The sequence below is a fragment of the Sphingomonas sp. LaA6.9 genome, assembly GCF_022601895.1.
Lineage (GTDB): Bacteria > Pseudomonadota > Alphaproteobacteria > Sphingomonadales > Sphingomonadaceae > Sphingobium_A.
The window spans coordinates 20,499-44,763 of sequence record NZ_JAKVIO010000026.1; the positions used below are offsets into that span (position 1 = coordinate 20,499).

The window sequence follows — 24,265 nt, forward strand, 5'->3', positions numbered from 1 at the left end:
GGTTCAGCCGACCGCGATCACTGTCGTCGCCAGCCGTTCAACCTCGGCGTGGTCGTGGCTGACATAGAGGATCGGCAGGCCGAGTGTGTCGCGCACGCGCTCGATCACCTGCATGATTTCCTCGCGCCGCGCCGCGTCGAGTGAGGAGAGCGGCTCGTCCATCAGCAGGAAGCGCGGGGCCGAGAGCAGCGCGCGCCCGATCGCGACACGCTGCGCTTCGCCGCCCGACAATGTGCGCGGCCAGCGGTCGAGCAGATGTCCGATCCCGAGGAAGTCGGTAACCTCCTCAAGCGATATCCAGCGCCGCGCCGGGTCGGCAACGAGCTCGCCATAAAGCAGGTTGGCTCGCACGCGGCGGTGCGGGAAGAGGCGGCCGTCCTGGAACACATAACCTGCGCGGCGCGCTTCGACCGGGCGATCGATGGCTGCGTCGTGGTCGAAGAGCGACTCGCCCGCAATGACGATATGGCCCCGGTCGGGGCGGACAAGCCCCGCAACCATGTTGAGGATCGTGGTCTTGCCCGCGCCCGAGGGGCCGAACAATGCCGTCAGCCCGGGACCGGCGCTGAATGACGCAGCGATGTCCGCAGCGCCCAGCCGCACCTCGACATCGATCTCAAAGGACATGGCCGCCCCGCCCGTGGCCCGCGCGCCGTGCGAGCAGTTCGGAGGCAACCAGCGCCGCCAGCGACAGGATCACCGAGATGATCGCCAGCCGGGTCACCATCGCCTCCGCACCCGGAATCTGCAGTGCGCCATAGATGGCGAGCGGCAGCGTCTGCGTCTCGCCGGGGATGTTCGACACGAAGGTAATCGTCGCGCCGAACTCACCGATCGAACGCGCAAATCCCAGCACCGCGCCCGCGACAATGCCCGGCACCGCGAGCGGCAGCGTGATCGTCGCAAAGACGTGCAGCGGCGACGCGCCCAGCGTCCGCGCGGCGCTCTCCAGCCGTCGGTCGACCGCCTCGATCGACAGCCGCATCGCGCGCACCGTAAGCGGCAGCGCCATGACCGCCGCCGCGATCGCGGCGCCCGTCCAGCGGAACATCACCGTGACGCCGAACCAGCTTTCGAGCCAGGCGCCAACGGGGCCGTTGCGGCCGAAAGCGAGCAGCAACAGCCAGCCCGTGACTACCGGGGGCACCACCAGCGGCAGGTGGACCAGCGCATCGAGCAGCACGCGCCCCGGGAAGCGCTTGCGCGCGAGCAGCCAGGCGATGCCGAAGGACAAAGGCAGGATCGCGGCGACCGCGACGATGCTGACCCTCAGCGAGAGCAGGATGATCCCGATTTCCTCGGCGGAGAGCATGTCAGCGCGGCTGGAAGCCAAAGCGCGCGAAGATCGCCTTGCCCTCGCGCGAAATCAGAAAGCGCCTGAAGCCCTCAACCTGCGGATGACGCGATGCCGCGAGCGTCGCGATCGGATAGGTGATCGGCGGATGGCTCGACGCCGGGAACAGCCCGACCAGCTTCACCTTTTGCGAGGCGCGCGCATCGGTCGCATAGACGATTCCGAGCGGCGCCTCACCCCGTTCGACCAGCGCCATCGCCGCCCGGACATTCTCCGCGCGCGCGATGCGATTGGCGACCGAAGGCCAGGCGCCGAGCGTCATCAGCGCCGTCTTGCCATAGCGCCCCGCGGGCACAGCATCGGGATCGGCCATCGCCAGCCGCCCGTCGCCCAGCGCGCGGGCGATCGGGAATCCGCGCGCGATCGGCAGCGTCACGCGGCTGGATGCCGGCGCGATCAGCGCCAGCCGGTTGGCGAGGAAGGAGACGCGCGTCCCCTTGCGGATCAGCCCCTTCTGCGCAACCGAGTCCATCCAGGGCTCGTCCGCCGAGACGAAGATGTCCGCGGGCGCCCCGGCCTCGATCTGCCGCGCGAGTGCCGAAGATGCCGCGAAGGACAGGACGGGGCGCGCATTCCCCTTGGCCGCCCAGGCATTGGCCGCGGCGGTCAGCGATTCCTGCAGGCTCGCCGCCGCGAGCACCAGCGGCCCGCGCTGCTGCGCCGTCGCCGGCGTGCCAAGCGCCATCAGACAGAGGATGATCAGCCTTGTCAGCAGTTTGTGCATTTCCGCCCTCGGCTCGCGTTATGCATCATCCTATACAGCGATGTGCGTGGCATGCCAGCATGCTGTTGGGTCAGGTGCTACGCGACGGTTCGGGCAGGTCGCGCAGGAGGCCGCGCAGCACGCCCCAGTCGGTGCCCTCTTGCGCATCGCCAAGCTGCGCCTCGATCGCGCGATAATGCGCGAGCACGCGCGCGCCGGCTTCGGTCAGCCTCGCGCCGCCGCCATGCCGGCCGCCCGCCGCGGTTTCGACCAGCGGCTGCGCCCAACAGCGGTTCATCGTATCCACGAGCATCCATGTGCGCCGATAGCTCATTCCCAGCGCGCGGCCGGCGGCCGAGATCGATCCTTCGCGCGTGATCGCCTCGAGCAGCGCCGCCTTGCCCGGCCCCATTGCGATCTCGTCGCCAAGCATGATCTGCGCCTTGATCTTGAGCGTGGCACCGTCGGTCATCGCTGCGTCCCTTTCGCGTCAGGTGCCGCCCGAATAGCTGAGGCCGATCCACAGCGTCCGCGGCGTCGCGCGCTCGATCACGCCACCCGAACTGCGCGCGGCCTCGATCCTCGCATTGGCAAGATTCTCGCCGCGCGCCTCGATCAGCAGCCCGTCCACCACCGCCCATGCCAGCCGCGCATCGACGGTAAAGGCGTCATCAAGCGCGATCTGGTTCTGGTCATCCTCATACTGGTCCGAGACATAGCGCAGCGTCACCGAGGCGCCCGCGTGCGCCTGTGACTGCCAGCCGAGCGTTGCGGAGGCCATGTGCTCGGGAGTCTGCGCGGGCCGCAAGCCGTCGAGCGGCAGCGCAATGCCCGACGCCTTCACCTGGCTGTCGGTCCAGGCATAGGACGCCGAAAGCCGGAAATCGGCGATCGACAGCACCGCGTCGAGTTCGACTCCCTTTGCCTCCACCGCATCGAGATTCTGCCGCTGGCGATAGAAGCCCGCCGCCGAGACGAAACCGACCCCGGGAAAGGCTCCGGGCCCGCGCGCGATCGTGACATTGGCGATCGCATCCTCGAGCCGGTTCGCAAAGACCGTCGCGCTCAGCCGCGTATTGGCAAGCGGGCGCCAGTCGATCCCCGCCTCGACACCCTTGAGCCGCTCGGGCGCGAGATCGGCGTTAGCGGCGGTCGCGTCGGCGCCGACGCGGAAGGGACGATAAAGCTCGTTGAGGGTCGGAAGCCGCCAGCCGAGATAGGCGGCGGTTCGGAGCGTGACCGCCTCCACGGGTCGGAAGGCAAGCCCCGCGCGCGCGGTCGGCTCCCAGCCCTGCCGGTCGGCGAAATCGGTGTCGGTGATCGGCGCGCCGGCAAGCTGGCGCTCGCGCAGAAAGCCGCCCGCGATCCACCAATGATCGATCCGCGCGCCGCCGGTCAGCGTCAGTGCCTCGGACAGCTCGGCCGATAGTTCGGTGAAAGCGCCCAACGTGTCGCTGCGACCGCCCGCCTCCCGCCCGCGCGTCGGATTGCCCGCGACATATTGGAAGAATTCGTGCGTCACGCCGCTCGCACGCCGCCAGTCAGAGCCAAGCCGCAGCTCGGTCGCCTCGCCCAGCGGCGGGCGCAGCTCGAAGCGCGCGCCCAGCCCCGTGGACGGGACGCTGTACTGGTCCGAGGTCTGCGTCGCAACCGAGCGGTCGGCATTGAGGCTCGCAAAGCTGCTCTGGAAATCGCGGATCTGGAGATAGCCGAGCGCCGACCAGCCCCAGTCGCCGCGCCCGACAAGCCGCACGCTCGCATCGGCGCCGTCGCTGCCATTGTCGCTGAAAGCGAAACCGCGTTCGCGGCGGTCGGTGAACAGCAGCATATTGGCCTGAAGCTCGGTCGCCGCAGAAAGCGGCACCACCGCACGCGCCGAAAGGCTCGCCTGTTCGTATGGCGCGGGGCGATCGGCGGCGCCACGGTCTTCGCGCACCACCGGAATGAAACCGTCGCCCCGCTCGTAGCGCGCGCCCAGAGTCACGAAGCCCTGCCCCAGTTGTGCGGCAAGCGACGCATCGGCCTGCACCGAATCGCGGCTGCCCCAGGCTGCGGACAGTCCCCACGGCGCGAGCGTGTCGGCACCCGCGCTCGCCAGCTCGATCGTCCCCGCCAGCGCGCCCGGCCCGGCAACCCCGCTTCCCCCGCCGCGCGTGACTCGTACCTGATCGAGCCGCTCGGGCACAAAGGCGGGCCAGCTTATCCAGCCACCAAAGGGGTCGGTCTGCGGCACGCCGTCAAGGATCAGCAGCGCGCGGCTCGACGCATTGCCCCCCAGTCCGCGCAAGGTCACGCCCTGGCTCGTCGGATTGGCCGAGCGCGCATCCGACCGGCGAAACTGCTGCAGCCCCGCGACATCACGCAGCACGTCCTCGAGCCGGTCGCTCGCGCTGCTCGTCAGCCGGTCGCGATCGATGGTGACGATGTCATAGGCGGCATCACCGGCCGCCGTTTCAAGACCGTGTCCCGTGACGATGATCTCGCCCTCGGCATGCGCGACGGCGGGGGCGGCCAACAACAGCGCGGGAAGCACGTGACGCATGAGGGGGCTCAGGCCGCCGGAGCGAAACGGTCGGGATGCGCCGCTGCAAAGGCCTCGACCTCGGCACAGGCCGCGTCGATCCGCACCAGTGCGGGATAGGCATCGAGCGGCATCGCGAAGCGCCGCGCATTGTACATCTGCGGGACGAGGCAGATGTCCGCGAGCCCCGGACGGTCGCCGCCAAGGAAGCGCGCGCCCGGCGTCGTCATCGCCTCGAGCGCCGCAAAGCCCTCGCCGATCCAGCGATGGATCCACGCAGTGCGCGCTGCCTCGTCGAGCCCGAGTTCGTTCTTCAGATATTGCAGGATGCGCAGATTGTTGATCGGATGCGTGTCCGCCGCGATCACCAGCGCCTGCGCCAGCGCCTGCGCGCGTGCGACGGCGTCGCGCGGTAGCAGCGACGGCTCGGGATTGCGCGCGTCCAGATAGTCGATGATAGCGAGCGATTGCGGGATGAAGGCGCCATCGACCTCGAGCGTGGGCACGAAGCCCTGCGGATTGCGCGCGAGGTTCTCCGCGCTGCGCTGGTCACCCGCAAGCAGGCTGATGTCGACGCGCTCATAGGCGATGCCCTTGAGGTTGAGCGCGATGCGGACGCGATAGCTCGCCGAGGATCGGTAATAATCGAACAGGCGGACGGTCATTCGCTCTCTCCCGCGGTCAGCGCCAGCAGCGCGAAGCTCGCCAGCCAGTGCTCGCCCATATAGTCGCCCGCCACATGCGGCAGGCTCGCGGCCAGATGCACGTCCGCCATATCGCGCGCAAGCATCATCATGGGGCCGTCAAGCGCGTCCCCGATCTCGCGCCAGCACCATGCGCGGCTGAGGTTGAAGCCGTCGAGATGCGCGATCTTGCCGTCGCTGCGGTCGGATACCGTCGCGGGGGTAAACAGGCTCGCGGGCGTACCCGTCGCGAGATCGGGCAAGAATGCCGCGAACCATCCGGCGAAGGCATCGCGCGGCAGCGCACGCTTCATCGCCAGCGCCTCGATCAGCGCGGAGGAGAGGAAATCGTCGCCCCCCGGCTCCCAGCCGTTGCAGCCCCGGTCCGCGCCATAATAATCGACCGCGCGCGCACGGATCAGCCCCGCGAGCGCTTTGTCATGCGTCTCGGCCCATGCGAGCGCGAGCACGAGCGCGAAGGCGGTATTGAAATGCGTCCCCGTCCGGATCGGATAGGTCAGCCTCGGTAGGAAGCCATGGAAGCGATCGGCAAAGGCGCGCGCAAGCGGCTCGAGCGCTTCGCCCCATTCGGCATCCGCGTGCCGCGCCGCCTCGGCGTGCAGCGCGAGCAGCCACGCCCAGCCATAGGGCCGCTCGAACCCGCCGGTATAGGCGCGGTCGAGATAGGCGAGCTCGCCCGCGATCTTGTGCGGCACCAGCATTTCGTCGGCGAGCGCCCTGATCTCAGCCGCCACCGGCAGATCGGGAAAGAGCCGCAGGATCCTGAGCAGCATCCAGTAGCCATGGACGCAGCTATGCCAGTCGAAACTGCCATGGAAGATCGGGTGCAGCGCGCGCGGTCCGAGCACATCCTCGGGACCGTCCATCACATGGTCGAGCTTGTGCGGATATTCGCGCCGGACATGGCCGAGCGCGAGCGCGGCGAAATGCGCCGCCATTTCGGGGGTGAGCTTGTGGGTCATCGAAACGCCAGGAAATAGATGAGGAGGAGGTTGCAGATCAGCAGTGGCAGCGCGGTACCGATCTGCGCCTTGATCACGCCGTTGCGGTCTTTCAGTTCGAGGAGCGCGGCGGGGACGATGTTGAAGTTGGCGGCCATCGGCGTCATCAGTGTTCCGCAAAAGCCCGCGAGCATGCCGACCGCGCCGATCACCGCGGCATCGCCGCCAAAATCCTGAATCAGCAGCGGCACGCCGATCGCCGCCGCCATCACCGGAAAGGCGGCAAAGGCATTGCCCATGATCATCGTGAACAACGCCATGCCCAGCGCATAGACCGCAACCGCGGCGAAGCGATTGCCATCGGGGATCACTTGCCCCGCAAGCTCGCCGATAATGTCGCCCACACCCGCAAGCGCGAAGACCGCGCCGAGGCTCGCCAGCATCTGCGGCAGCACCGCAGCCCAGCCGACCGAATCCATCAGCCGGCGTCCCTCGTTGAGCGGCGCAAGCGCGGGCGGGCGCAGCCAGGCCATCGACACGATGAGCGCAGTGAGCGCGCCCACGCCAAGCAGGATCAGCGTCACCCATTTAGGATCGAATATCCCCGATTGCCCGAAGGGCGTGTAGTTATAGGCAAGCGTGCCGAGCAGCGCGGTCACCGGGATGATCAGCGCGGGCAGGAACAGCTTGTTGCCCAGCCGCGCCGACAGCGCCTCGCGTTCGGCGAGCGTGGTCGTATGCGGCTCACCCCGGCCGAGCAGCCCGAAACCCGCAAGCCCGACGAGGCAGAGAACGAGCACGCCATTGCCGAAATCGCCAAGCCGGTTGCCCGCGAGAAAGCTCAGCGCGAGCAGCCCCCAGAACGCCGCGTTGCCGAAGCGCTTCGGATTGCTCGCGTCGAGCGCGCTCAGTAGCGCGAAGACCGCAAACATCGCGCCACCCAGCGTATAGAGCCAGTCCAGCGTGATCATGGCGCCATCTCCGTTACCGCAACGGGTTCCGGCTGCGCCATGCGCCTGAGCGTCCTATCCAGCAGCATCAGCCGCGCGCCATGGATCAGGAAGGCGAGGATCGCGGTCGGTATCGCCCAGACCGAAAGCTGGAGCGGCGCGAGCTCGATGCCATAGGTCTCGAAGGTGCCCTTGATCAGCAGGATCGAGGCGATCGCGATGAAGATGTCCTCGCCGAAGAACAACCCGACATTGTCGGTTGCGGCGGCGTAGCTCTTCACCTTCTCGCGAGTCGCATCATCAAGATTGCCAGTCTGCTGCTCCGCCGCGGCCTCGGCCATCGGCGCGACGAGCGGGCGGACGGTCTGCGCATGCCCCGCAACCGATGTGAGCCCGAGCGCAGCGGTGATCTGGCGAATACCGAGATAGGCGAGCAGCAACTTGCCCGTGGTCGCGCCCTTCAGCCCCGCGATCAGCGTGCGCGCGCGCTGCTGGAGCCCGTAACGTTCGAGGAGCCCTATCACGGGCAGCACGATCCAGATCACGCTGACATAGCGATTGTCGTTGAACGCCTTGCCCAGCGCGGCCACCACTTTGACCAGATCGAATCCCGCGGCGATCCCGGTGGCGAGCGCCGCAACAGTGACGACAAGCAGCGGGTTAAACCGCAGCACAAAGCCAATGACGACGATCGCGATGCCGATCAGCGGCAGAAAGTGCATCATGCGCGCGCTCCCTTTCTTGTCATCCCTTGATCCGGGATCCATGAACACGGACTTTTCCGGAGTGGTTCGTGTTCATGGATTCCCGCTTTCGCGGGAATGACAATCGGGGGTGCCGGGGCGGGCACCATATCCCCCACCCCCCGGCGTCTCGATCACGAAGACATCTCCCGCGGCCATGTCCGCGCCGGCGGTCGCAGCAAGCAGCTCCTCTCCACCATCCGCACGTACCACGCGATTGACGCCCGGCTTCGCATCGCCGCCCCCGTTCAGCCCGGCCGGCGCGATCCGCCGCCGGTTCGAAAGGATGCCCGCGCGCATCGGCTCGAGGAAACGGATGCGGCGCTCGACGCCGTCACCGCCGCGGTTGGCGCCGGCCCCGCCCGATCCACCGCGCACCGCGAAGCATTCGAGCAGAACGGGAAAGCGTGCTTCCAACACCTCGGGATCGGTCAGCCGGCTGTTGGTCATGTGCGTCTGCACCGCGCTCGCGCCGTCAAAGCCCGGCCCCGCGCCCGCGCCGCCTGCGATCGTCTCGTAATATTGGTAGCGATCATTGCCGAAGGTGAAGTTGTTCATCGTCCCCTGCGAATTGGCGAGCGCCCCGGTCGCCGCGAACAGCGCGTCGGTGATCGCCTGGCTCGTCTCGACATTGCCCGCCACCACCGCCGCAGGATAGCGCGGATTGAGCATCGAGCCTTCGGGAACCACCAGCTCTATGGGCAAGAGACACCCGTCATTCATCGGGATCGCATCGTCGACGAGCGTGCGGAAGACGTAGAGCGTCGCTGCGCGGCAGATCGAATAGGGCGCGTTGAAATTGTCGGGCAGCTGCGCACTCGTGCCGGTGAAATCGATCCGTGCCGATCGCGCGGAACGGTCGACGCTCACCTTCACCAAAATCGCCGCGCCATTGTCCATCTCGATACGGGCCTCGCCGTCGGAGAGACCCTCGATCAGCCGGCGCACGGCTTCCTCGGCATTGGCGATAACGTGGCGCATATAGGCGTGGATCACGCCTGCACCGTACTCTTTCGCAACGCGGCGCAGCTCGCCGGCCCCCTTGGTGCAGGCCGCGACCTGCGCCTTGAGATCGGCGATATTGCGATCGGGCTTGCGCGCGGGCCAGTGTCCCAGCGCAAGCAGTGCGCGCATCTCCACCTCGAGAAAGCGTCCCTCGTCGACGAGCAGCATATTATCGATCAGCACGCCCTCTTCATCGACGCTCCGGCTGTCGGGCGGCATGGACCCGGGTGCGATCCCGCCAATATCGGCATGGTGCCCGCGCGCCGCGACAAAGGCGTCGGGCTCGACGCCGCCCTCCAGAAAGACGGGCATGATCACGGTGATGTCGGGCAGATGCGTGCCACCGCGATAGGGCGCGTTCAGGACATAGGCATCGCCGGGCTTCATCCCGCGCCCGTCGCGCGCACCGCCCCGTGCCTGAATGATGGTGCGGATGCTGTCGCCCATCGACCCCAGATGCACCGGGATGTGCGGCGCATTGGCGATCAGCGCGCCGTCACGGTCGAACAGCGCGCACGAAAAATCGAGCCGCTCCTTGATATTGACCGAACTCGCTGTGTTCTGGAGCGCGACGCCCATCTCCTCCGCGATCGCCATGAAGAGGTTGTTGAAGATCTCGAGCATCACCGGATCCACATCGGTGCCGATCGCGGGCGCGGCCTCACGCGGCACCGCGCGCGTGAGGATCAGGTTGCCGATCGCGTCGACCTCGGCCTGCCAGCCGGGCTCGACCACGGTGGTGGCCGAAGGGTCGATGATCAGCGCGGGGCCAACAAGCCGCGTTCCCGCGCCCAGCGTCGCACGGTCATAAACGTCGGCGCCCGCATTGGGTTCGGCCCCGCCCATCGGTGCCTGCAAGCCGCCGCCCGCATCCTCGGGTTTCCCGACCGCTTCGGCGACCAGCGTCTCCACAATCACCTGCGTCTCGGGCGCGGTGAAGCCGAAGCGCGCCTGATGCTGCGTCTCGAAATCGCTTCGCATCGCATCGGGCGTATCGAACGCCACCTCGAGCGTGCTGTCGCTGCCGTCATAGCGCAGCGCGGCGCGCCTCAGCACCGTCATCGCAGCGAGCGGCAGTTGCTGCGCCGCAAGCGCGCCGGTCGCGGCTTCGGCGAGCGCATCTATGCGCGAAATGTCGCCGCCGAGCGGCAGCCCGCAGCTTTCCTCGCGTAGCACATTCACGTCCGCGAGCCCCATGCCATAGGCCGAGAGCACGCCCGCGAGCGGATGGATCATCACGCGCTCCATGCCGAGCGCGTCTGCGACCATGCACGCATGCTGCCCGCCCGCGCCGCCGAAACAGGCGAGCGTATAGCGCGTGACATCGTGCCCCCGCGCAATCGAGATCTGCTTGATCGCGCTCGCCATGTTCTCGACCGCGATCCTGAGGAACCCTTCCGCGATCGCCTGCGGCGTCATGCGCTGCCCCGTCGCCGCGGCGACCTCGTCGGCGAGCGCCGCGAACTTGCTGCGCACGATTTCGGCATCGATCGGCTGATCGCCCTGCGCGCCGAACACTGCGGGAAAATGCTCGGGCCGGATCTTGCCGAGCAGCACATTGCAGTCGGTGACGGTCAGTGGCCCGCCACGGCGATAGCAGGCCGGACCGGGCACCGCGCCCGCGGAATCGGGGCCGACCCGGAAGCGGCTGCCATCGAAGGAACAGATCGAACCGCCCCCCGCGGCGACGGTATGGATCTCGAGCATCGGCGCGCGCACGCGCACGCCCGCGACCATCGTCTCGTTGGTGCGCTCGTACGTGCCCGCATAGTGCGAAACGTCGGTCGAGGTGCCCCCCATGTCGAAACCGATGATGCGGTCAAAGCCCGCCTCGGCAGCGGTCCTGACCATGCCGACGATCCCGCCCGCCGGACCCGACAGGATCGCATCCTTGCCCTGAAAGCGCGCGGCGTCGACCAGCCCGCCGCTCGACTGCATGAACAGCAGCCGCGTCTCGGCGCCCAGCGCCGCAACGACACGGTCGACGTAACGCCTGAGCACGGGCGAGAGATAGGCGTCGACCACGCTCGTATCGCCACGTCCCACAAGTTTAATCAGAGGCCCCACCTCATGGCTCGCCGAAACTTGCGTGAAGCCGATTTCGCGCGCCTTGCGGGCGAGAGCCTGTTCGTGCGCGGTCCAGCGCCAGCCGTGCATCAGCACGATCGCGATCGCACGAAAGCCCGCGTCATATGCCGCCTGCAGCCCCACGCGCGCCGCCTCGACATCGAGCGGCTGAAGCACATCGCCCGCGGCCGTCACGCGCTCGTCGATCTCGACCGCGCGTTCGTACAAGGGCTCGGGCAGTTCGATATGTCGCGCGAAGATCTTCGGCCGCGCCTGATAGCCGATCCTGAGCGCATCGCCGAAGCCGCGCGTGATCGCGAGGACGACGCGTTCGCCCTTGCGTTCGAGCAGCGCGTTGGTCGCGACCGTTGTGCCCATCTTGACCGTCTCGATCGCGCCGCCCTCCTGTCCTGCCATCAGCCGGCGAATGCCCTCGACCGCAGCGTCGTCATAGCGTTCGGGGTTATCCGACAGCAGCTTGGCGGTCAGCAACCGCCCGTCGGGCGCGCGCGCTACAATGTCGGTGAAGGTGCCGCCGCGGTCGATCGAGAAGGCCCAGTCGCTCATCGCGCCGACAGCACCCGCGCGGTGATCGCGTCGAGCCGTGCCATCAATTGCGGATCGCGCTTGTCGGGCGCGGTCATCAGCGCGACATCAAGCACCGTGTCGATCGGCGACGCTTCGCGCACCGGCGGAAGGGCTTGCGCGAATTCGACAACCAGCCGTTTGGCCGTATCACCGTTGGCCCTCAATTGCGCGATCACCGTATCCACATCGACATGGTCCTCGCCGTCGCGCCAGCAGTCATAATCGGTGACCATGCCGATCAGCGCGTAGGGCAGTTCGGCCTCGCGCGCGAGCTTGGCCTCGGGCATCGCGGTCATCCCGATCACGTCGCAGCCCCATTGGCGATAGAGCAGGCTTTCGGCGCGCGTCGAGAATTGCGGCCCTTCCATCACCAGATAGGTGCCACCCTGATGGACATCCACGCCCGCCCTGCGTCCCGCTTCGCCGAGCATCGTCGAAAGCCGCGGGCAGACGGGCTCGGCAACCGAGACATGCGCGACCATGCCGTTGCCGAAAAAGCTCTTCTCGCGCGCGAAGGTGCGGTCGACGAACTGGTCGACGACGACGAACCTGCCCGGCGCCAGTTCCTCGCGCAGCGACCCGATCGCGGACAGCGATATGATGTCGGTGCAGCCCGCGCGCTTCAATATGTCGATATTTGCGCGCGCGTTGATGCCGCTCGGGGACAGCGGATGGCCGCGGCCGTGGCGCGGCAGGAAGACGAACTTCACGCCTGCGATGCGCCCGATGCGAAGATGGTCCGAAGGCTGGCCCCAGGGCGAGGCGACGGGGATCCACTCGGCATCCTCCAGCCCGTCGATATCGTACAGGCCCGATCCCCCGATCACGCCGATCACCCATTCGCTTGCCACGCCGTCACCCTGAATCTGTTGCGCGGCCCATGAACACTGTCGGCGCAGCAACGGCAAGGCCGCTGTTGCAATCAGCGCGCGGCGGGCATCTCCGCTATCCACTGGCGCAGTAGCGCGACCGCCTCCTCATGCACCGTCGCACGCCCCACTTCGGGCATGGCGATGCCGGGCTCGGTGCTGTTCATCCGATAGAGCAGGATCGACTGCTCGGGGTGTCCGGCCGCAATGTCGAGCGAAAGCCCGCCCGATCCGCGACCCGCCGCGACGGGCACCTTGCCGACGCCGACCGCCACGGCGCTCGCCTCATCATATGCAAGGAACAGCCCCGAATTGCTCGCGGCGCCCGCGCGGCTGTGGCAATGCGCGCAGTTGACATCGAGATAGGCGCGCGCGCGCTGGGCGACTGTGCCCGAGCGCGCATCGTCCCAACGCGGCAGGCGCGGCGCATCCGCGGGCGCACTGTCGAGCATGCCGGCGCGGTAGAGTTTCTGGAGCCGCGCGCCGTCATTGAGGTTACCTGCCCGCGGTCCGATTGGAACGATCTGGCCCGCGCTGCCATGGCATTCCTTGCACTGGTTCTGGTTGGGCACCGCATAGCTGATTTCGCGCCTCGTGCCCCGCGCATCGATCCACGACACGGGCAGCCGCGTTCCGCCGCGCTTCAGCACCGCCTCGGTGCCATCCGCATTCCAGACATAGGGCAGCGCCACCCACCCGCTTTCCCGACGCAGCAGCAATCGTGTCTCGAGGATGTGCACATTTTTGGTCGGCGCACGCATGTCGGCCGGATAGCCGAAGCTCTTGATCAGTGCGCTCCCGACGGGGAAGTCGAGCACGCCTGTTTCGGTGTACGCGATCGTCTTCCCCGGCGGCACATAGATGAAGCGGAATTTCTCGGCATAGTCCGAGAAGAGCGGCGTGTTGAGCGCATATGGCTCGACACGCGCATTGGGCGCTGTCGCCCCGGCGTCGGTGAAGAAGCGGAAGTCCGCGAGCTTCTGCGGAAGCGTATCGCCGAGGATCAGTTCGAGCGCCACGGGCGGCGGTGGCGCCGCGCTCGTGAGCGCCAGCCAGCCGAGCAGCACTCCGATCGGACGGATCACCTGGCCGCCGCCTCCATCTGCGGCGGAAGCACGACGGCCGCGGGTTCGGCGATGGGGGCGCCGCCCGAAAGGTCCACGGGTTCGGGCTTCGCTTCGCCGGCCGGCGAAGTCGGCTCGGCAAGGCCGAGCGAGAGCACGGGCACCTTTTCGCGCACCTGGATCAGCGCCTTGCCCTTGCCCGTTCCATCCCAGAGGATCGGCGGGATGCCTCCGCCAAGCGCTGCGGCAAGCTGCGCGCCGCCTTCGAAGCCCGGCGCCCAGCCGGCGCGGCCATGCTGGTTGTCGCGTACCACGATGTCGCGTGCGAGCGGATCGTAATTCTTGTCGTCAAACGGTTTCTTGTACGAAACGACCATCACGTTTGCGGTGGCGTTGTCGGCCAGCCTGTTCTCGAAGACATGGACGTTGCGGTTGGCCATCAGCATCACGCCCGTGCCTGTGGGCACGGTCGCGACGATATTGCCCTTGGGCGCAAAATTGGGCGTGTCGTTGTTCACCACGGTGTTGCGGAACACCCGCACGCTGTGTCCGCCCATCTGCGGCAGATTGGGCATGTCGAAGACAAGGATGCCGCCGGTGTTGCGCGTTGCTACATTCGCGTAGACATCGGCATTGTAGCAATTCTCGATCTCGATGCCCGCGACGTTGAACATCGCAGTTGAGTTGCGCACGACGATGTTCTTCGACTGACCGACATAGATGCCCGCGTCCGATGCCCCCTTCACAGTCACGCCGTCGACCAGCACATCGCGTGATTCGACGGGATAGACGCCATAAGCGCCGTTGGTTTCCTTCGGGCCGCCGGTCCATTCGACGCGGACATTCAGGTAAACGATCCGGTCAGCGCCCTTGGATTTGATGCCGTCGCCTTTCGAATCCTCGACCGCGAAGTCGCGCAGCACCACATCGTCGGAGGTGACGAGCAGCCCCTCGCCCGCGCCCTGTTGCCCCTTGAAGCTCAGCACGGTCTTGTCCGGTCCCGCGCCCTTCACGGTCACCTTCGCGACATCGAGCGAGAGTCCGTCGGTCAGCTCGAACCGGCCTTCACCGATCGACACGATATCGCCCGGCAGGGCTTCGATCAGTGCGGTCTGCAGGCGTTCCTGCGCGTCGGCGCCCGGCGCCACGGCAATGGTTTTCGCGAAGCAGGGGGCCGCCACCAGCGCCCCCGCGGCCACCGCGCATTTCAGTCGCATCCCCAACGGCCTCTCCTTCATGCAAAGGCTTCTTTGACCTTGGGATGCAGGTCGCTTACACGAATGTCAATGTGAGGCAGCGCAACCGCGTCGCAAGTCAGCAAGGGATTGCCAGCGTGAAAATTGCTCTTCTGTTGCCGGCGCTCCTCCTCCCCATGGCTTCACATGCGGCGGAACCTGTGACCGGCCGCTGGGTGACTGAAGGCGGCAAAGCGCTGGTCGAGATCGCCCCCTGCGGCAAGACGCTGTGCGGCAAGATCGCGCGCGTGCTCAGGCCTGTGCCTGGCAAGCCGCAGAACGACGTTAACAATCCTGACGCGCGCCTGCGCAACCGGCCGATCGTCGGGCTTTCGATCCTGACGGGCTTCACCGCAGCCGGCGCCGAGTGGAAGGGTTCGATCTACGATCCCGAAAGGGGAAAGACCTATCGCTCGGTGTTGCAGCGTAACGCCGACGGCACGCTGAATGTGAAGGGTTGCATCGCGGTGTTCTGCCAGTCGCAGACCTGGAAGCCCGCCCGCTAGCTCAACGGTCCGCCAGACTGCGCCGCATCCCGTACAGAAAATAGACGAGCAGCCCAAAGGCGTTCCAGACAAAGAACCATTTCTGCGTCTGCACCGGCAGGCTCAGAAACAGGTAGATGCACCCGGCGATCGCAGTGCCGCCGACGAGCCAGGCCGCGGGCGTGCGGAACGGCCGATGCGCGTCGGGCGCGCGCCTGCGCAGCACCAGCATGCACACCGACACCGCGATGAAGGCGATCAACGTCCCCGAATTGGCGAGCGCCGCGATCTCGTCGAGCGGCACCAGCCCTGCGATGATCGAAACGAACAGCGCGGTGATGAGCGTTATGCGCACGGGCGTGCCGCGCCTGAGCGAGATTCTGGCAAGCGCTGCGGGGAGGAAACCGTCGCGCGCCATCACGAGAAAGATGCGGGTCTGGCCATAGAGAAAGGCAAGCAGGACGGTGGGAAGCGCGATCACGGCCGCTGCGGCGACGATAGTTGCCACGCCCGGCTGGTCGATCTGCCGGAGGATCAGTGCCAGCGGTTCGGGGCTGTTGGCGAATTGCGTGAAGGGCAGCGCGCCGACCGCGGCGGCGGCGACGATCATGTAGATCAGCGTGCAGACGAGCATCGAACCGACGATCCCGATCGGCAGATCACGCTCAGGTTTCTTGGTTTCCTCAGCCGCGGTCGAGATCGCATCGAAGCCGTAAAAGGCGAAGAAGATGATCGCCGCGGCCGCCATCACGCCGCGCTCGACGCCATCGGGGTTCATGGACTTGCCGAAGCCGAAGGGCATGAAGGGTTCGAGATGCGTCGCGTTGAAATGCGGCAGCGCGACCGCAACGAACAGCGCCAGCGTCACGATCTTGATGATGACGAGCGCGGCGTTGAGCGTCGCGCTTTCCTTGGTCCCCAGCATCAGCAGGCCGGCGACGACCGCGATGATGAAGATCGCGGGCAGGTTGATGATCCCGCCGAGTTCGGGGCCCTGCGCCAGTGCCATGGGGAATCCCAGCCATGCCTCGAGCAGTGGCGCGGCATAGCCCGACCAGCCGACCGCGACGGTTGACACAACCAGCGAATATTCGAGAATCAGGCTCCACCCCACCACCCAGGCGAACACCTCTCCCAGCACGCCATAGCTGTAGGTATAGGCACTGCCCGAGGCGGGCATCATCGTCGACATCTCGGCATAGGCGAGCGCGGCGCATGCGCAGATCACCCCGGCGATCGCGAACGAGACCAGCACCGCGGGGCCGGCACGATCGGCGCCGACGCCGATCAGCGTCAATATCCCCGTCCCGACGATCGCGCCGACGCCGAGCGCCACGAGATGCGGCCAGGACAGCGTTGGGGTCAGGCGGTGTTCGTGCGGCTGGTCCTCTCCGGTGAGAATCGTCTTGCGCCGCAACAGTCTGTTCATACCCGCTCCTGATTTGCGCGAACGATAGAGAAACCCGCGCCAATGTCGAGCGCGGGTGGTCCGAACGCTTTGGCGCAGAATTATCTCAACTCATCCAGTTGACAAGAAAACCTCGTTGCAGGTCCAAGCAAATCTTGTTTCGATCTTCTCAACTAAAAAAGTAGGGAATCGTTCGACTCATAATCCGGGGGATTGAATGACTATTGCCACGCGCCATTTCCTGCTCACGGGGGCCGCCTTTCTCGCGTCCGTCGCGCCTTCGCTCGCCCATGCCGAAACACCGGCGGAAGAAGTCGAGCCTCAGGCCCGCGTCAGCGACGCTGCGGGCGAGATCGTGGTCACCGCACGACGCCGCGAGGAAACCGCCCAGGACGTGCCGATCGCAATCTCGGTCGTCGGCGGCGACCAGATCGACAATACCGGCAGCTTCAACGTGGGCCGTCTCCAGCAGCTCACGCCTACGCTGCAATTCTACACAACCAATCCGCGCAACTCGGCGGTCAACATCCGCGGCATCGGCGCGCCGTTCGGCCTCACCAATGACGGCATCGAACAGGGCGTCGGCATCTATGTCGACGATGTCTATTATTCGCGCGTCGCCTCCGCGACCTTCGACTTCCTCGACGTCGCGCAGATCGAGGTTCTGCGCGGGCCGCAGGGCACGCTCTACGGCAAGAACACCACCGCGGGCGCGATCAACATCACGACCAACCAGCCGACCTTCGATTTTGAGGGCAAGGCCGAGGTCAGCATCGGCAATCTTGATTTCAAGCAGGCCAAGGCCGCGATTTCGGGACCGCTGTCGGACACGCTGGCCGCGCGCATCGCGGTGTCGGCGACCGACCGACGCGGCACTATCTTCAATGTCACGACGGATCGCTGGATCCAGAGCCAGGACAATATCGGCCTGCGCGGCCAGTTGCTGTGGCGGCCGACCGACGATCTAGACATCACGCTGAGCGCCGACTGGAACAAGCAGGAGGCGGTATGCTGCGGCTCGGTCTTCGTCCGCACCGGCTCGACGCAGCGCCCGCTGAATCGCCAATATGCGGCGCTGGCGGCCGCGCAGGGCTATACCGTCGTCAGCACCAATCCCTTTGACCGGCTGACCGACCTCGACGCCAATCTGAACGCGGGCAACGAGATCGGCGGCGCTGCGCTGCGCATCAAATGGGATGTGGGGCCGGGAACGCTGACCTCGATCACCGCCTGGCGCTATTGGGACTGGCAGCCCGAGAACGACCGCGACTTCACCGGCCTGCCGATCGTCACCAAATCGCAGAACCCGTCGCAGCAGGACCAGTATACGCAGGAACTGCGCTACAATTACACCGGCGACCAGTTCGATTTCGTGGTGGGCGGCTTCGCCTATTACCAGCGCATCGACACCCAGGGCACCGAATCGCACGGCCCGGCGTCGAGCCGCTGGACGCTCAATCCCGGCAATGTGCCGCCGGGCTCGTCGGGCTGCGGCCCGAGCGTGAACAACCAGCTTGCCTGCACGCCGTCGGTGCTTAACGGGTTGACCGCGATCAACACGCAATATCTGAAGAACACCAGCCTCGCGCTGTTCGGTCAGCTGAGCTGGAAGGTCACCGACGAACTGACCATCCAGCCGGGCGCCCGCCTGAACTATGACAAGAAGGACGGCTTCTATCAGCGCAAGGTTTTCGCAGGCGACGGCACCCCGGTCGTGTTCGGCCCGACCGATCCGGTCACGCTCGCCCGGCTCAGCGTGTTCGCGCCGCAGGAAATCTCTCCGAGCTTCAGCGACTGGAACTTCAGCTACGACCTGACGCTCACCTATGAAGCGACACAGGATCTTCTCCTGTATGCGACCTACGCCAAGACCTTCAAATCGGGCGGCATCAACCAGAATGGCGTGCCCACCGACGCCCAGAACAATCCCATCCTCGCCGCAGCAACGGTGAAGCCGGAATCGGTCCAGCATTTCGAGGCCGGCCTGAAGAGCGAATTCTGGGATCACCGCGCGACGTTCAATCTCGCGGCGTTCCGCACCGACATCAAGAATTATCAGGCTAATGTGAACAACGGCCAGTTCGGCGTTCTCCGCGGCTATCTTGCCAATGCGGGCAAGGTGCGCACCCAGGGCATCGAGGCGGATTTCACGGTCCAGCCGAGCGAGCGCTTCAGCGCCTATGCGAGCGGCGCCTATACCGATGCCAAATATGTCCGCTTCGTCGACGCGCCGTGCCCGCCCGAACTGTCTGGCGGCACCACCGTTGGGGCAGGCCAGACACCGGGTGCGCCCGGTGTTCCGGGCGCGCTCAGCCCCGCCAATTGCGACATTTCGGGGCAGCGCCTGCCCGGCGTGTCCAAATGGGCCTTCTCCTTCGGTGCGGAGGTCAACGTGCCCTCGTCGCTGTTCGATCGCGAGGGCCAGTTCTACCTTGGCTATGACGGCAACTATCGTTCGGACTTCTCCTCGAACCCGTCACCTTCGGCTTACACCTGGATCGATGGCTATGCGCTGTCGAACTTCCGCGCTGGCTTCCGGACGGAGTCGGGGTTCAACGTCTTTGGCTGGGTCCGCAACGCGTTTGACGAGGACTATCTCGAACAGCTGAGCGTCGGCCCCGGCAATACGGGTCTGATCGTCGGCCTGCCCGGCGATCCGCGCACCTATGGCCTGACGATTTCGGCCAAGTTCTGAGGTCCGCCGCCCGCCGTCTGTGCAGGGCGGGCGCTGACCAGCCACGGGCGCGAAGTCACGCACGCGCCCGTGGCTGCCCTTGCCAAAGCCTTCTGATCGGACGAAACTCGCGCGTCTTTCCGGGCACAAGCTGGGCCCTGGACTGGAGGTCCGATGCGTATCGGTTGGGCGCTTCTCCCCCTGCTGGCGCTGGCGCTGGGCGGTTGCCGCGTGGTGGTTCGCTCGGGCGGCGGCGACATCTTCAACAACGTCCCGCGCTTCACCTCGGCGGATCGCGTTGCAACGCCCGAGGGTAGCACCGCGGCCTTCTACACTGCGACCGCGATCGACGTCGATGGCGATCGCCTGACCTTCTCGCTTTCGGGCGGCGCCGATGTCGACCGGTTCAGCATCACGAGCGCGGGCGCGCTGTCCTTCCGGACCGCGCCCGATTTCGAGGCGCCGTCCGACGCCGACCGCGACAATGTCTATGTGGTCCGCATCGCGGTCTCGGACGGGCGCACAAGCGAGACATTGACGCTCTCGGTGACCGTCACCGACGCGGTGACCGGTGCCTTTCGCGTCCGCCGCGTTGCGACGGGGTTCAGCGCGCCGCTCTACGCCATCGGCGCTCCCGGCAGTTCGAGCCGACTGCTCGTCGTCGAGCGCGGCGGGCTGATCCGTATCCTCACGCCCTCGACGGGCGCGATCGCCGGCGTGCCCTTTCTCGATGTCAGCGGCCAGATCTCGACCGATGGCGAACGCGGACTGCTTGGCCTCGCACTCGCCCCCGACTTCCAGCAAAGCGGTACCGCCTATGTCTATCTGACGAATCCCGCGGGCACGATCGAGATCAGGCGCTATCGCACCATTGCGGGCAATCCCGATCGGCTCGACCCGGCCAGCGCCGACGTCATCCTCAGCATAGCGCACCCGGGCTTCAGCAACCATAATGGCGGCTGGATCGACTTCGGACCCGATGGCTTCCTCTATGTCGCAACGGGCGACGGCGGTGGCGCCAACGATCCGAATGCCAACAGCCAGAACCGCGCCAGCCTGCTCGGCAAGATCCTTCGCCTCGACGTCAACCGCGACGACTTCCCGAACGATGCAGCGCGCGACTATGCGATCCCCGCGGGCAATCCCTTTGCGAGCGAGATCTGGGCTTACGGTCTGCGCAATCCTTTCCGCAACAGCTTCGACCGCGTGACCGGGAACCTCTGGATCGGCGATGTCGGGCAAAACGCGATCGAGGAAATAGACCTGATGCGCGCCTCCGACGGCGGCGCCAATTTCGGCTGGCCGCTGTTCGAGGGAACGATGGCGCTTGCGGGCCAGCCGGGAACGGGATTCACTTTTCCCGTCACCGAATACGGCCACGGCACCGGCGCGCTTCAGGGCAATTCGGTGACCGGCGGCTATGTCTATCGCGGCCCGGTCGAGCAATTGCAGGGGCTCTACATCTTCGGCGATTTTGTCCGCGGCGCGATATGGTCTGTGCCGATCAGCCAGCTCACGCCCGGCACGACACGGCCCAGCAGCGGCTTCACCGTCCGCACGCAGGATTTTGCGCCGCAGACCGGCAGCATCAACAATATCGCGAGCTTCGGCCTGGATCAGGTGGGCAATCTCTTCATCGTCGATTTCGATGGCGAGATTTTCGTGATCGAACCGGCTCCCTGAAAATTTGCAGTTGCCAGCAACAGCGCGGCCCGGAGCGCGCTTAGCTTCACTTAGCTTCGCAATTTTCTCACAAAACACCATCGTGATCGGTCCCTCGCGCCGCGGACCCGGACGCGGCCGCGCGAGGAACATGACAGGAACGTGCCATGTAGGACAGCGGCTGGAGCGATTGCGCGCTCAGCGATACTCCGGATCGTCCATCCACGGCGCAAAATGCGGCGTGTCGGACGATACCCGGTCGGGATAGTTCGCGGCGCGCTTTTCTAGGAATGAGGAGACGCCCTCTTTCGCATCGGCACTTGCCCCGCGTGCCCAGATCGCACGGCTGTCGAGGCGGTGTGCCTCCATCGGGTGGCTCGCGCCCAGCATCCGCCACAGCATCTGTCGCGTGAGCGCGATGGATACCGGGGCGCTCTCCGCGGTGAGTTCATGCGCCAGCGCGCGAGCCGCGCCAAGCAGGTCGTCGGGGGCGTGGAGCGATCGGACGAGGCCGCCCGAAAGCGCCTCCGCGACATCGAAGACGCGGCCCGAATAGCACCATTCGAGCGCCTTTCCGATGCCGACCAGCCGCGGCAGGAACCAGCTCGACGCCGCTTCGGGCACGATTCCGCGTCGCGCGAAAACGAAGCCGAAGCGCGCCCCGTCGCTCGCCAGCCGGAAGTCCATCGGCAAGGTCATGGTTGCACCGATCCCGACTGCGGGGCCATTGATCGCGCCGATCACGGGCTTTTTGCAGTTGAAGATGCGCAGTGTCAGCATGCCCCCGCCGTCGCGCACGCTGGGGTGGCTGTAGTCGACGTTGCCATCGGCGCCGATCGGCGAACCGGCGTCGTTCCAGCCTTCGCCCTGCGCATAGTCGAAGGTTGCGCCGCCCGCACCGAGATCCGCGCCCGCGCAAAAGGCACGCCCGGCGCCCGTCACGATCACCGCGCGCACCATATCGTCGGCATCGGCCAGGTCGAAGGCCGCAATCATCTCGCGCATCATCTCGACGGTGAATGCATTGAGCCTGTCGGGCCGGTTGAGCGTGATCGTGAAGATGCCGTCGCTGGCGTCGGTCGTGATCGTGTTGAACTGGCGCATTGTCTCTCCCTTGTCAGGTCACGCGCTGACACGCGCGCCAATTGCTTCTTCGACCTCACCAAGCCGGTCCTTGCCGAACCAGAGTTCGCCATCGACGACGAAGGCGGGCAGTCCGAATACGCCGTGATCGAGCGCAGCCTGGGTCTGGGCCATCAGCGCGTCCTTGGTGCCCTGCATCTGCGCGCGGTCGGCGATGCGGTCGACGGGGAGGCCCGCCTCGGCAAAGGCAGCGCCGAAGGTTCGGGGATCGTCCATCTTTCGCGGATCCTCCCACATATAATGCCAGGCGGCGGCGACATAGCGATCGAACACGCCTTCGGCCTCGGCCGCCACTGCGCCGCGCATCAGCATCAGCGTGTTGACCGGGAAATGCGGGTTCATGCGAAACTCGGCGAGCCGGTGCTTCACCACAAAGCGTTCCATCTCGCGGCGCTCATAGGCGAGCTTGGCCGGGATATCCGCATAGGCCATCATCGGCGACTGGTTGCCCGTGGCCTTGAAGATGCCGCCCAGCAACGCAGGGATCTGGCGAAAGCGGACGCCCGTGCGCGCCTCGATCCCGGGCAAGACGCGCCACGACAGATAGGCATTGGGGCTGCCGAAATCGAAATAGAAGATCGGATCGGTCATCGCGGCATCCTTTCACCAGGTCTCGCCAAAGGGGCGCAGGTCGAGTTCGTGCGTCCATGCGTCGCGCGGCTGGCGGTGGAGCTGCCAATAGGTCTCCGCGATCGAGGCGGGGTTCATCAGCTGTTCCTGCGGCACCTCCGCACCGCTCGACTGCGCAATCCGTTCGCGCACCCAGGCGGTGTCGACGGGGGAATCGATCACCAGATGCGCGACATGGATGTTCTTCGGGCCGAGCTCGCGCGCCATCGACTGAGCGAGCCCACGCAGCCCGAACTTGGCGGCGGCAAAAGCGGCATATCCCGAGCCACCCCTGAGCGACGCGGTGGCGCCCGTGAAGAAGATCGAGCCGCCGCCATTGGCGAGCAGATGCCGCGCCGCCTCGCGCCCCGTCAGGAAACCCGCATAGCATGCCATTTCCCAGACCTTGCGAAAGACGCGCTCGGTGGTGTCGAGGATCGGGAAATTGACATTGGCGCCGATGTTGAAGACGCAGAGTTCGAGCGGTGCGGCGGTATTGACCCCTTCCAGAAAGCCCGAGACCTCGTCCTCCTTGCGCGCATCGACGCTGTGCGCGGTGGCTTGCCCGCCCGCAGCCGCAATCTCGTCGACGAGCCCCGCGAGCTTGCTCCCGTCGCGCCGCGCCAGATGGACCCGATAGCCCTCAGCGGCGAAGCGCCGCGCGATCGCGCTGCCGATGAAGTCGCCCGCGCCGACGATCGCGACACTCGCATTGCGTTCAGCCATGGTTCTCTCCCGCATGAATTGACTCGCGCGCACGCCTCACCGAGAAAGCCCCGCATGAACGACGCGGTCAAGCTGCATGAGAGTTGGAAGACGCCTTTGTCGGGCGAATTCGAGAGTCCCTATATGGCCGGGCTCAGGCAGTTCCTCATCGACGAAAAGGACAGCGGCAAGCGCATCTTTCCCAGGGGAAGCGAATATTTCCGCGCGCTCGACCTGACCCCGCTCGATCGCGTCAGGGTCGTGATCCTGGGGCAGGATCCCTATCATGGCGAAGGCCAGGCGCATGGGCTCTGCTTCAGCGTGCGTCCCGGCGTCCGGCCGCCGCCCTCGCTGGTCAATATCTACAAGGAGCTTGAGGCCGATCTGGGCATCGCACGACCGGGACACGGCTTCCTCGAGCACTGGGCGCAACAGGGGGTGCTGCTGCTCAACAGCGTGCTGACCGTCGAGATGGCGCGGGCCGCTTCGCATCAGGGCAAGGGCTGGGAAAAGTTTACCGATGCGATCGTGCGGCTGGTCAACGACCGCGTCGAACCCGTCGTGTTCATGCTCTGGGGCGCCTATGCCCAGCGCAAGGCTTCGTTCGTCGACACGACGCGCCATCTGGTGCTCAAGGCCGCGCACCCCTCGCCGCTGTCGGCGCATAACGGCTTTCTGGGATGCCGCCATTTCTCGAAGGCCAACGCCTTTCTTGAAAGCCATGGCCGAGGCGCGGTGGACTGGACGCTGCCCGCTCCGGCCGCTGGTTAATCCGGAACGCTTGCGGAATATCAATGCGGCCGCCGCAGCGATGCTATCGAAGGTTGCGGCCTGC

At 66.3% G+C, this 24,265-nt stretch carries 21 protein-coding genes; 4 read left to right on the top strand and 17 right to left on the bottom strand.

Going from position 1 to position 24,265, the window contains the following annotated elements:
- Nucleotides 1-3: 3 nt before the first annotated feature.
- The 13 genes from MKI88_RS13555 to MKI88_RS13615 all read right to left on the bottom strand — a co-directional run bounded on the left by MKI88_RS13555 (nucleotide 4) and on the right by MKI88_RS13615 (nucleotide 14,726).
- Nucleotides 4-627 carry a molybdenum ABC transporter ATP-binding protein gene (locus MKI88_RS13555; protein ID WP_241631924.1) on the bottom strand — a complete coding sequence of 208 codons (624 nt, stop codon included), beginning with the start codon at nucleotides 625-627 and terminating at the stop codon, nucleotides 4-6.
- Nucleotides 617-1,312, bottom strand: a complete 696-nt coding sequence (modB, locus tag MKI88_RS13560) for a molybdate ABC transporter permease subunit (protein ID WP_241631925.1) — start codon at nucleotides 1,310-1,312, stop codon at nucleotides 617-619. The genes MKI88_RS13555 and modB overlap by 11 nt, the downstream gene beginning before the upstream one ends.
- Before the next feature lies 1 nt (nucleotide 1,313).
- On the bottom strand, nucleotides 1,314-2,078 hold the full coding sequence (gene modA / locus MKI88_RS13565) for a molybdate ABC transporter substrate-binding protein (protein WP_241631926.1): 765 nt from the start codon (nucleotides 2,076-2,078) through the stop codon (nucleotides 1,314-1,316).
- A 70-nt stretch (nucleotides 2,079-2,148) separates the two neighbouring features.
- Nucleotides 2,149-2,529, bottom strand: coding sequence for a winged helix-turn-helix domain-containing protein (locus MKI88_RS13570; RefSeq protein ID WP_241631927.1), 381 nt, complete (start codon nucleotides 2,527-2,529; stop codon nucleotides 2,149-2,151).
- An 18-nt stretch (nucleotides 2,530-2,547) separates the two neighbouring features.
- On the bottom strand, nucleotides 2,548-4,599 hold the full coding sequence (locus MKI88_RS13575) for a TonB-dependent receptor (RefSeq protein WP_241631928.1): 2,052 nt from the start codon (nucleotides 4,597-4,599) through the stop codon (nucleotides 2,548-2,550).
- An 8-nt stretch (nucleotides 4,600-4,607) separates the two neighbouring features.
- Complete coding sequence (gene maiA / locus MKI88_RS13580; protein WP_241631929.1) at nucleotides 4,608-5,243, bottom strand: maleylacetoacetate isomerase; 636 nt, start codon at nucleotides 5,241-5,243, stop codon at nucleotides 4,608-4,610.
- On the bottom strand, nucleotides 5,240-6,244 hold the full coding sequence (locus MKI88_RS13585; protein ID WP_241631930.1) for a DUF2891 domain-containing protein: 1,005 nt from the start codon (nucleotides 6,242-6,244) through the stop codon (nucleotides 5,240-5,242). Before MKI88_RS13585 ends, maiA begins: the two co-directional genes overlap by 4 nt.
- Nucleotides 6,241-7,194 (bottom strand): DUF979 domain-containing protein, encoded by a 954-nt coding sequence (locus tag MKI88_RS13590; protein ID WP_241631931.1) that lies wholly within the window; start codon nucleotides 7,192-7,194, stop codon nucleotides 6,241-6,243. Before MKI88_RS13590 ends, MKI88_RS13585 begins: the two co-directional genes overlap by 4 nt.
- On the bottom strand, nucleotides 7,191-7,895 hold the full coding sequence (locus tag MKI88_RS13595; RefSeq protein WP_241631958.1) for a DUF969 domain-containing protein: 705 nt from the start codon (nucleotides 7,893-7,895) through the stop codon (nucleotides 7,191-7,193). Before MKI88_RS13595 ends, MKI88_RS13590 begins: the two co-directional genes overlap by 4 nt.
- A gap of 75 nt (nucleotides 7,896-7,970) precedes the next feature.
- A complete protein-coding gene (locus MKI88_RS13600) occupies nucleotides 7,971-11,555 on the bottom strand; it encodes a hydantoinase B/oxoprolinase family protein (protein WP_241631932.1) in 3,585 nt (1,194 codons plus the stop codon).
- The gene (locus MKI88_RS13605; RefSeq protein WP_241631933.1) at nucleotides 11,552-12,427 is read right to left on the bottom strand and encodes an S-methyl-5'-thioadenosine phosphorylase; all 876 of its coding nucleotides are present in this window, start codon (nucleotides 12,425-12,427) and stop codon (nucleotides 11,552-11,554) included. Before MKI88_RS13605 ends, MKI88_RS13600 begins: the two co-directional genes overlap by 4 nt.
- Before the next feature lie 71 nt (nucleotides 12,428-12,498).
- Complete coding sequence (locus tag MKI88_RS13610) at nucleotides 12,499-13,530, bottom strand: SO2930 family diheme c-type cytochrome (protein ID WP_241631934.1); 1,032 nt, start codon at nucleotides 13,528-13,530, stop codon at nucleotides 12,499-12,501.
- Entirely contained in the window at nucleotides 13,527-14,726 is a 1,200-nt protein-coding gene (locus MKI88_RS13615; protein WP_241631935.1) for a parallel beta-helix domain-containing protein, read from the bottom strand. Before MKI88_RS13615 ends, MKI88_RS13610 begins: the two co-directional genes overlap by 4 nt.
- 155 nt (nucleotides 14,727-14,881) lie before the next feature.
- On the opposite strand from MKI88_RS13615, the gene MKI88_RS13620 reads away from it, so the two are divergent.
- Entirely contained in the window at nucleotides 14,882-15,250 is a 369-nt protein-coding gene (locus MKI88_RS13620) for a DUF2147 domain-containing protein (RefSeq protein WP_241631959.1), read from the top strand.
- 1 nt (nucleotide 15,251) lies between these two features.
- Here the strand turns inward: MKI88_RS13620 and MKI88_RS13625 are convergent, their stop codons facing one another.
- Nucleotides 15,252-16,658: an amino acid permease gene (locus MKI88_RS13625; RefSeq protein ID WP_241631936.1), complete on the bottom strand. Its 1,407-nt coding sequence runs from the start codon at nucleotides 16,656-16,658 to the stop codon at nucleotides 15,252-15,254.
- A gap of 202 nt (nucleotides 16,659-16,860) precedes the next feature.
- Here MKI88_RS13625 and MKI88_RS13630 point away from each other — a divergent pair, with 202 nt between their 5' ends.
- Both MKI88_RS13630 and MKI88_RS13635 read left to right on the top strand, forming a co-directional pair.
- Nucleotides 16,861-19,332, top strand: coding sequence for a TonB-dependent receptor (locus tag MKI88_RS13630; protein ID WP_407073358.1), 2,472 nt, complete (start codon nucleotides 16,861-16,863; stop codon nucleotides 19,330-19,332).
- A 153-nt stretch (nucleotides 19,333-19,485) separates the two neighbouring features.
- Nucleotides 19,486-20,994 (top strand): PQQ-dependent sugar dehydrogenase, encoded by a 1,509-nt coding sequence (locus MKI88_RS13635; protein WP_241631938.1) that lies wholly within the window; start codon nucleotides 19,486-19,488, stop codon nucleotides 20,992-20,994.
- A 177-nt stretch (nucleotides 20,995-21,171) separates the two neighbouring features.
- Here the strand turns inward: MKI88_RS13635 and MKI88_RS13640 are convergent, their stop codons facing one another.
- Genes MKI88_RS13640 through MKI88_RS13650 form a run of 3 tightly spaced genes read right to left on the bottom strand, consistent with a single transcriptional unit; the run spans nucleotide 21,172 to nucleotide 23,451 of the window.
- A complete protein-coding gene (locus MKI88_RS13640; RefSeq protein WP_241631939.1) occupies nucleotides 21,172-22,077 on the bottom strand; it encodes a crotonase/enoyl-CoA hydratase family protein in 906 nt (301 codons plus the stop codon).
- 18 nt (nucleotides 22,078-22,095) lie between these two features.
- The gene (locus MKI88_RS13645; protein ID WP_241631940.1) at nucleotides 22,096-22,707 is read right to left on the bottom strand and encodes a 2-hydroxychromene-2-carboxylate isomerase; all 612 of its coding nucleotides are present in this window, start codon (nucleotides 22,705-22,707) and stop codon (nucleotides 22,096-22,098) included.
- A 12-nt stretch (nucleotides 22,708-22,719) separates the two neighbouring features.
- The gene (locus MKI88_RS13650) at nucleotides 22,720-23,451 is read right to left on the bottom strand and encodes an SDR family oxidoreductase (RefSeq protein ID WP_241631941.1); all 732 of its coding nucleotides are present in this window, start codon (nucleotides 23,449-23,451) and stop codon (nucleotides 22,720-22,722) included.
- A 54-nt stretch (nucleotides 23,452-23,505) separates the two neighbouring features.
- Here MKI88_RS13650 and ung point away from each other — a divergent pair, with 54 nt between their 5' ends.
- Complete coding sequence (gene ung, locus MKI88_RS13655) at nucleotides 23,506-24,201, top strand: uracil-DNA glycosylase (protein ID WP_241631942.1); 696 nt, start codon at nucleotides 23,506-23,508, stop codon at nucleotides 24,199-24,201.
- The last annotated feature ends 64 nt before the right edge of the window (nucleotides 24,202-24,265 follow it).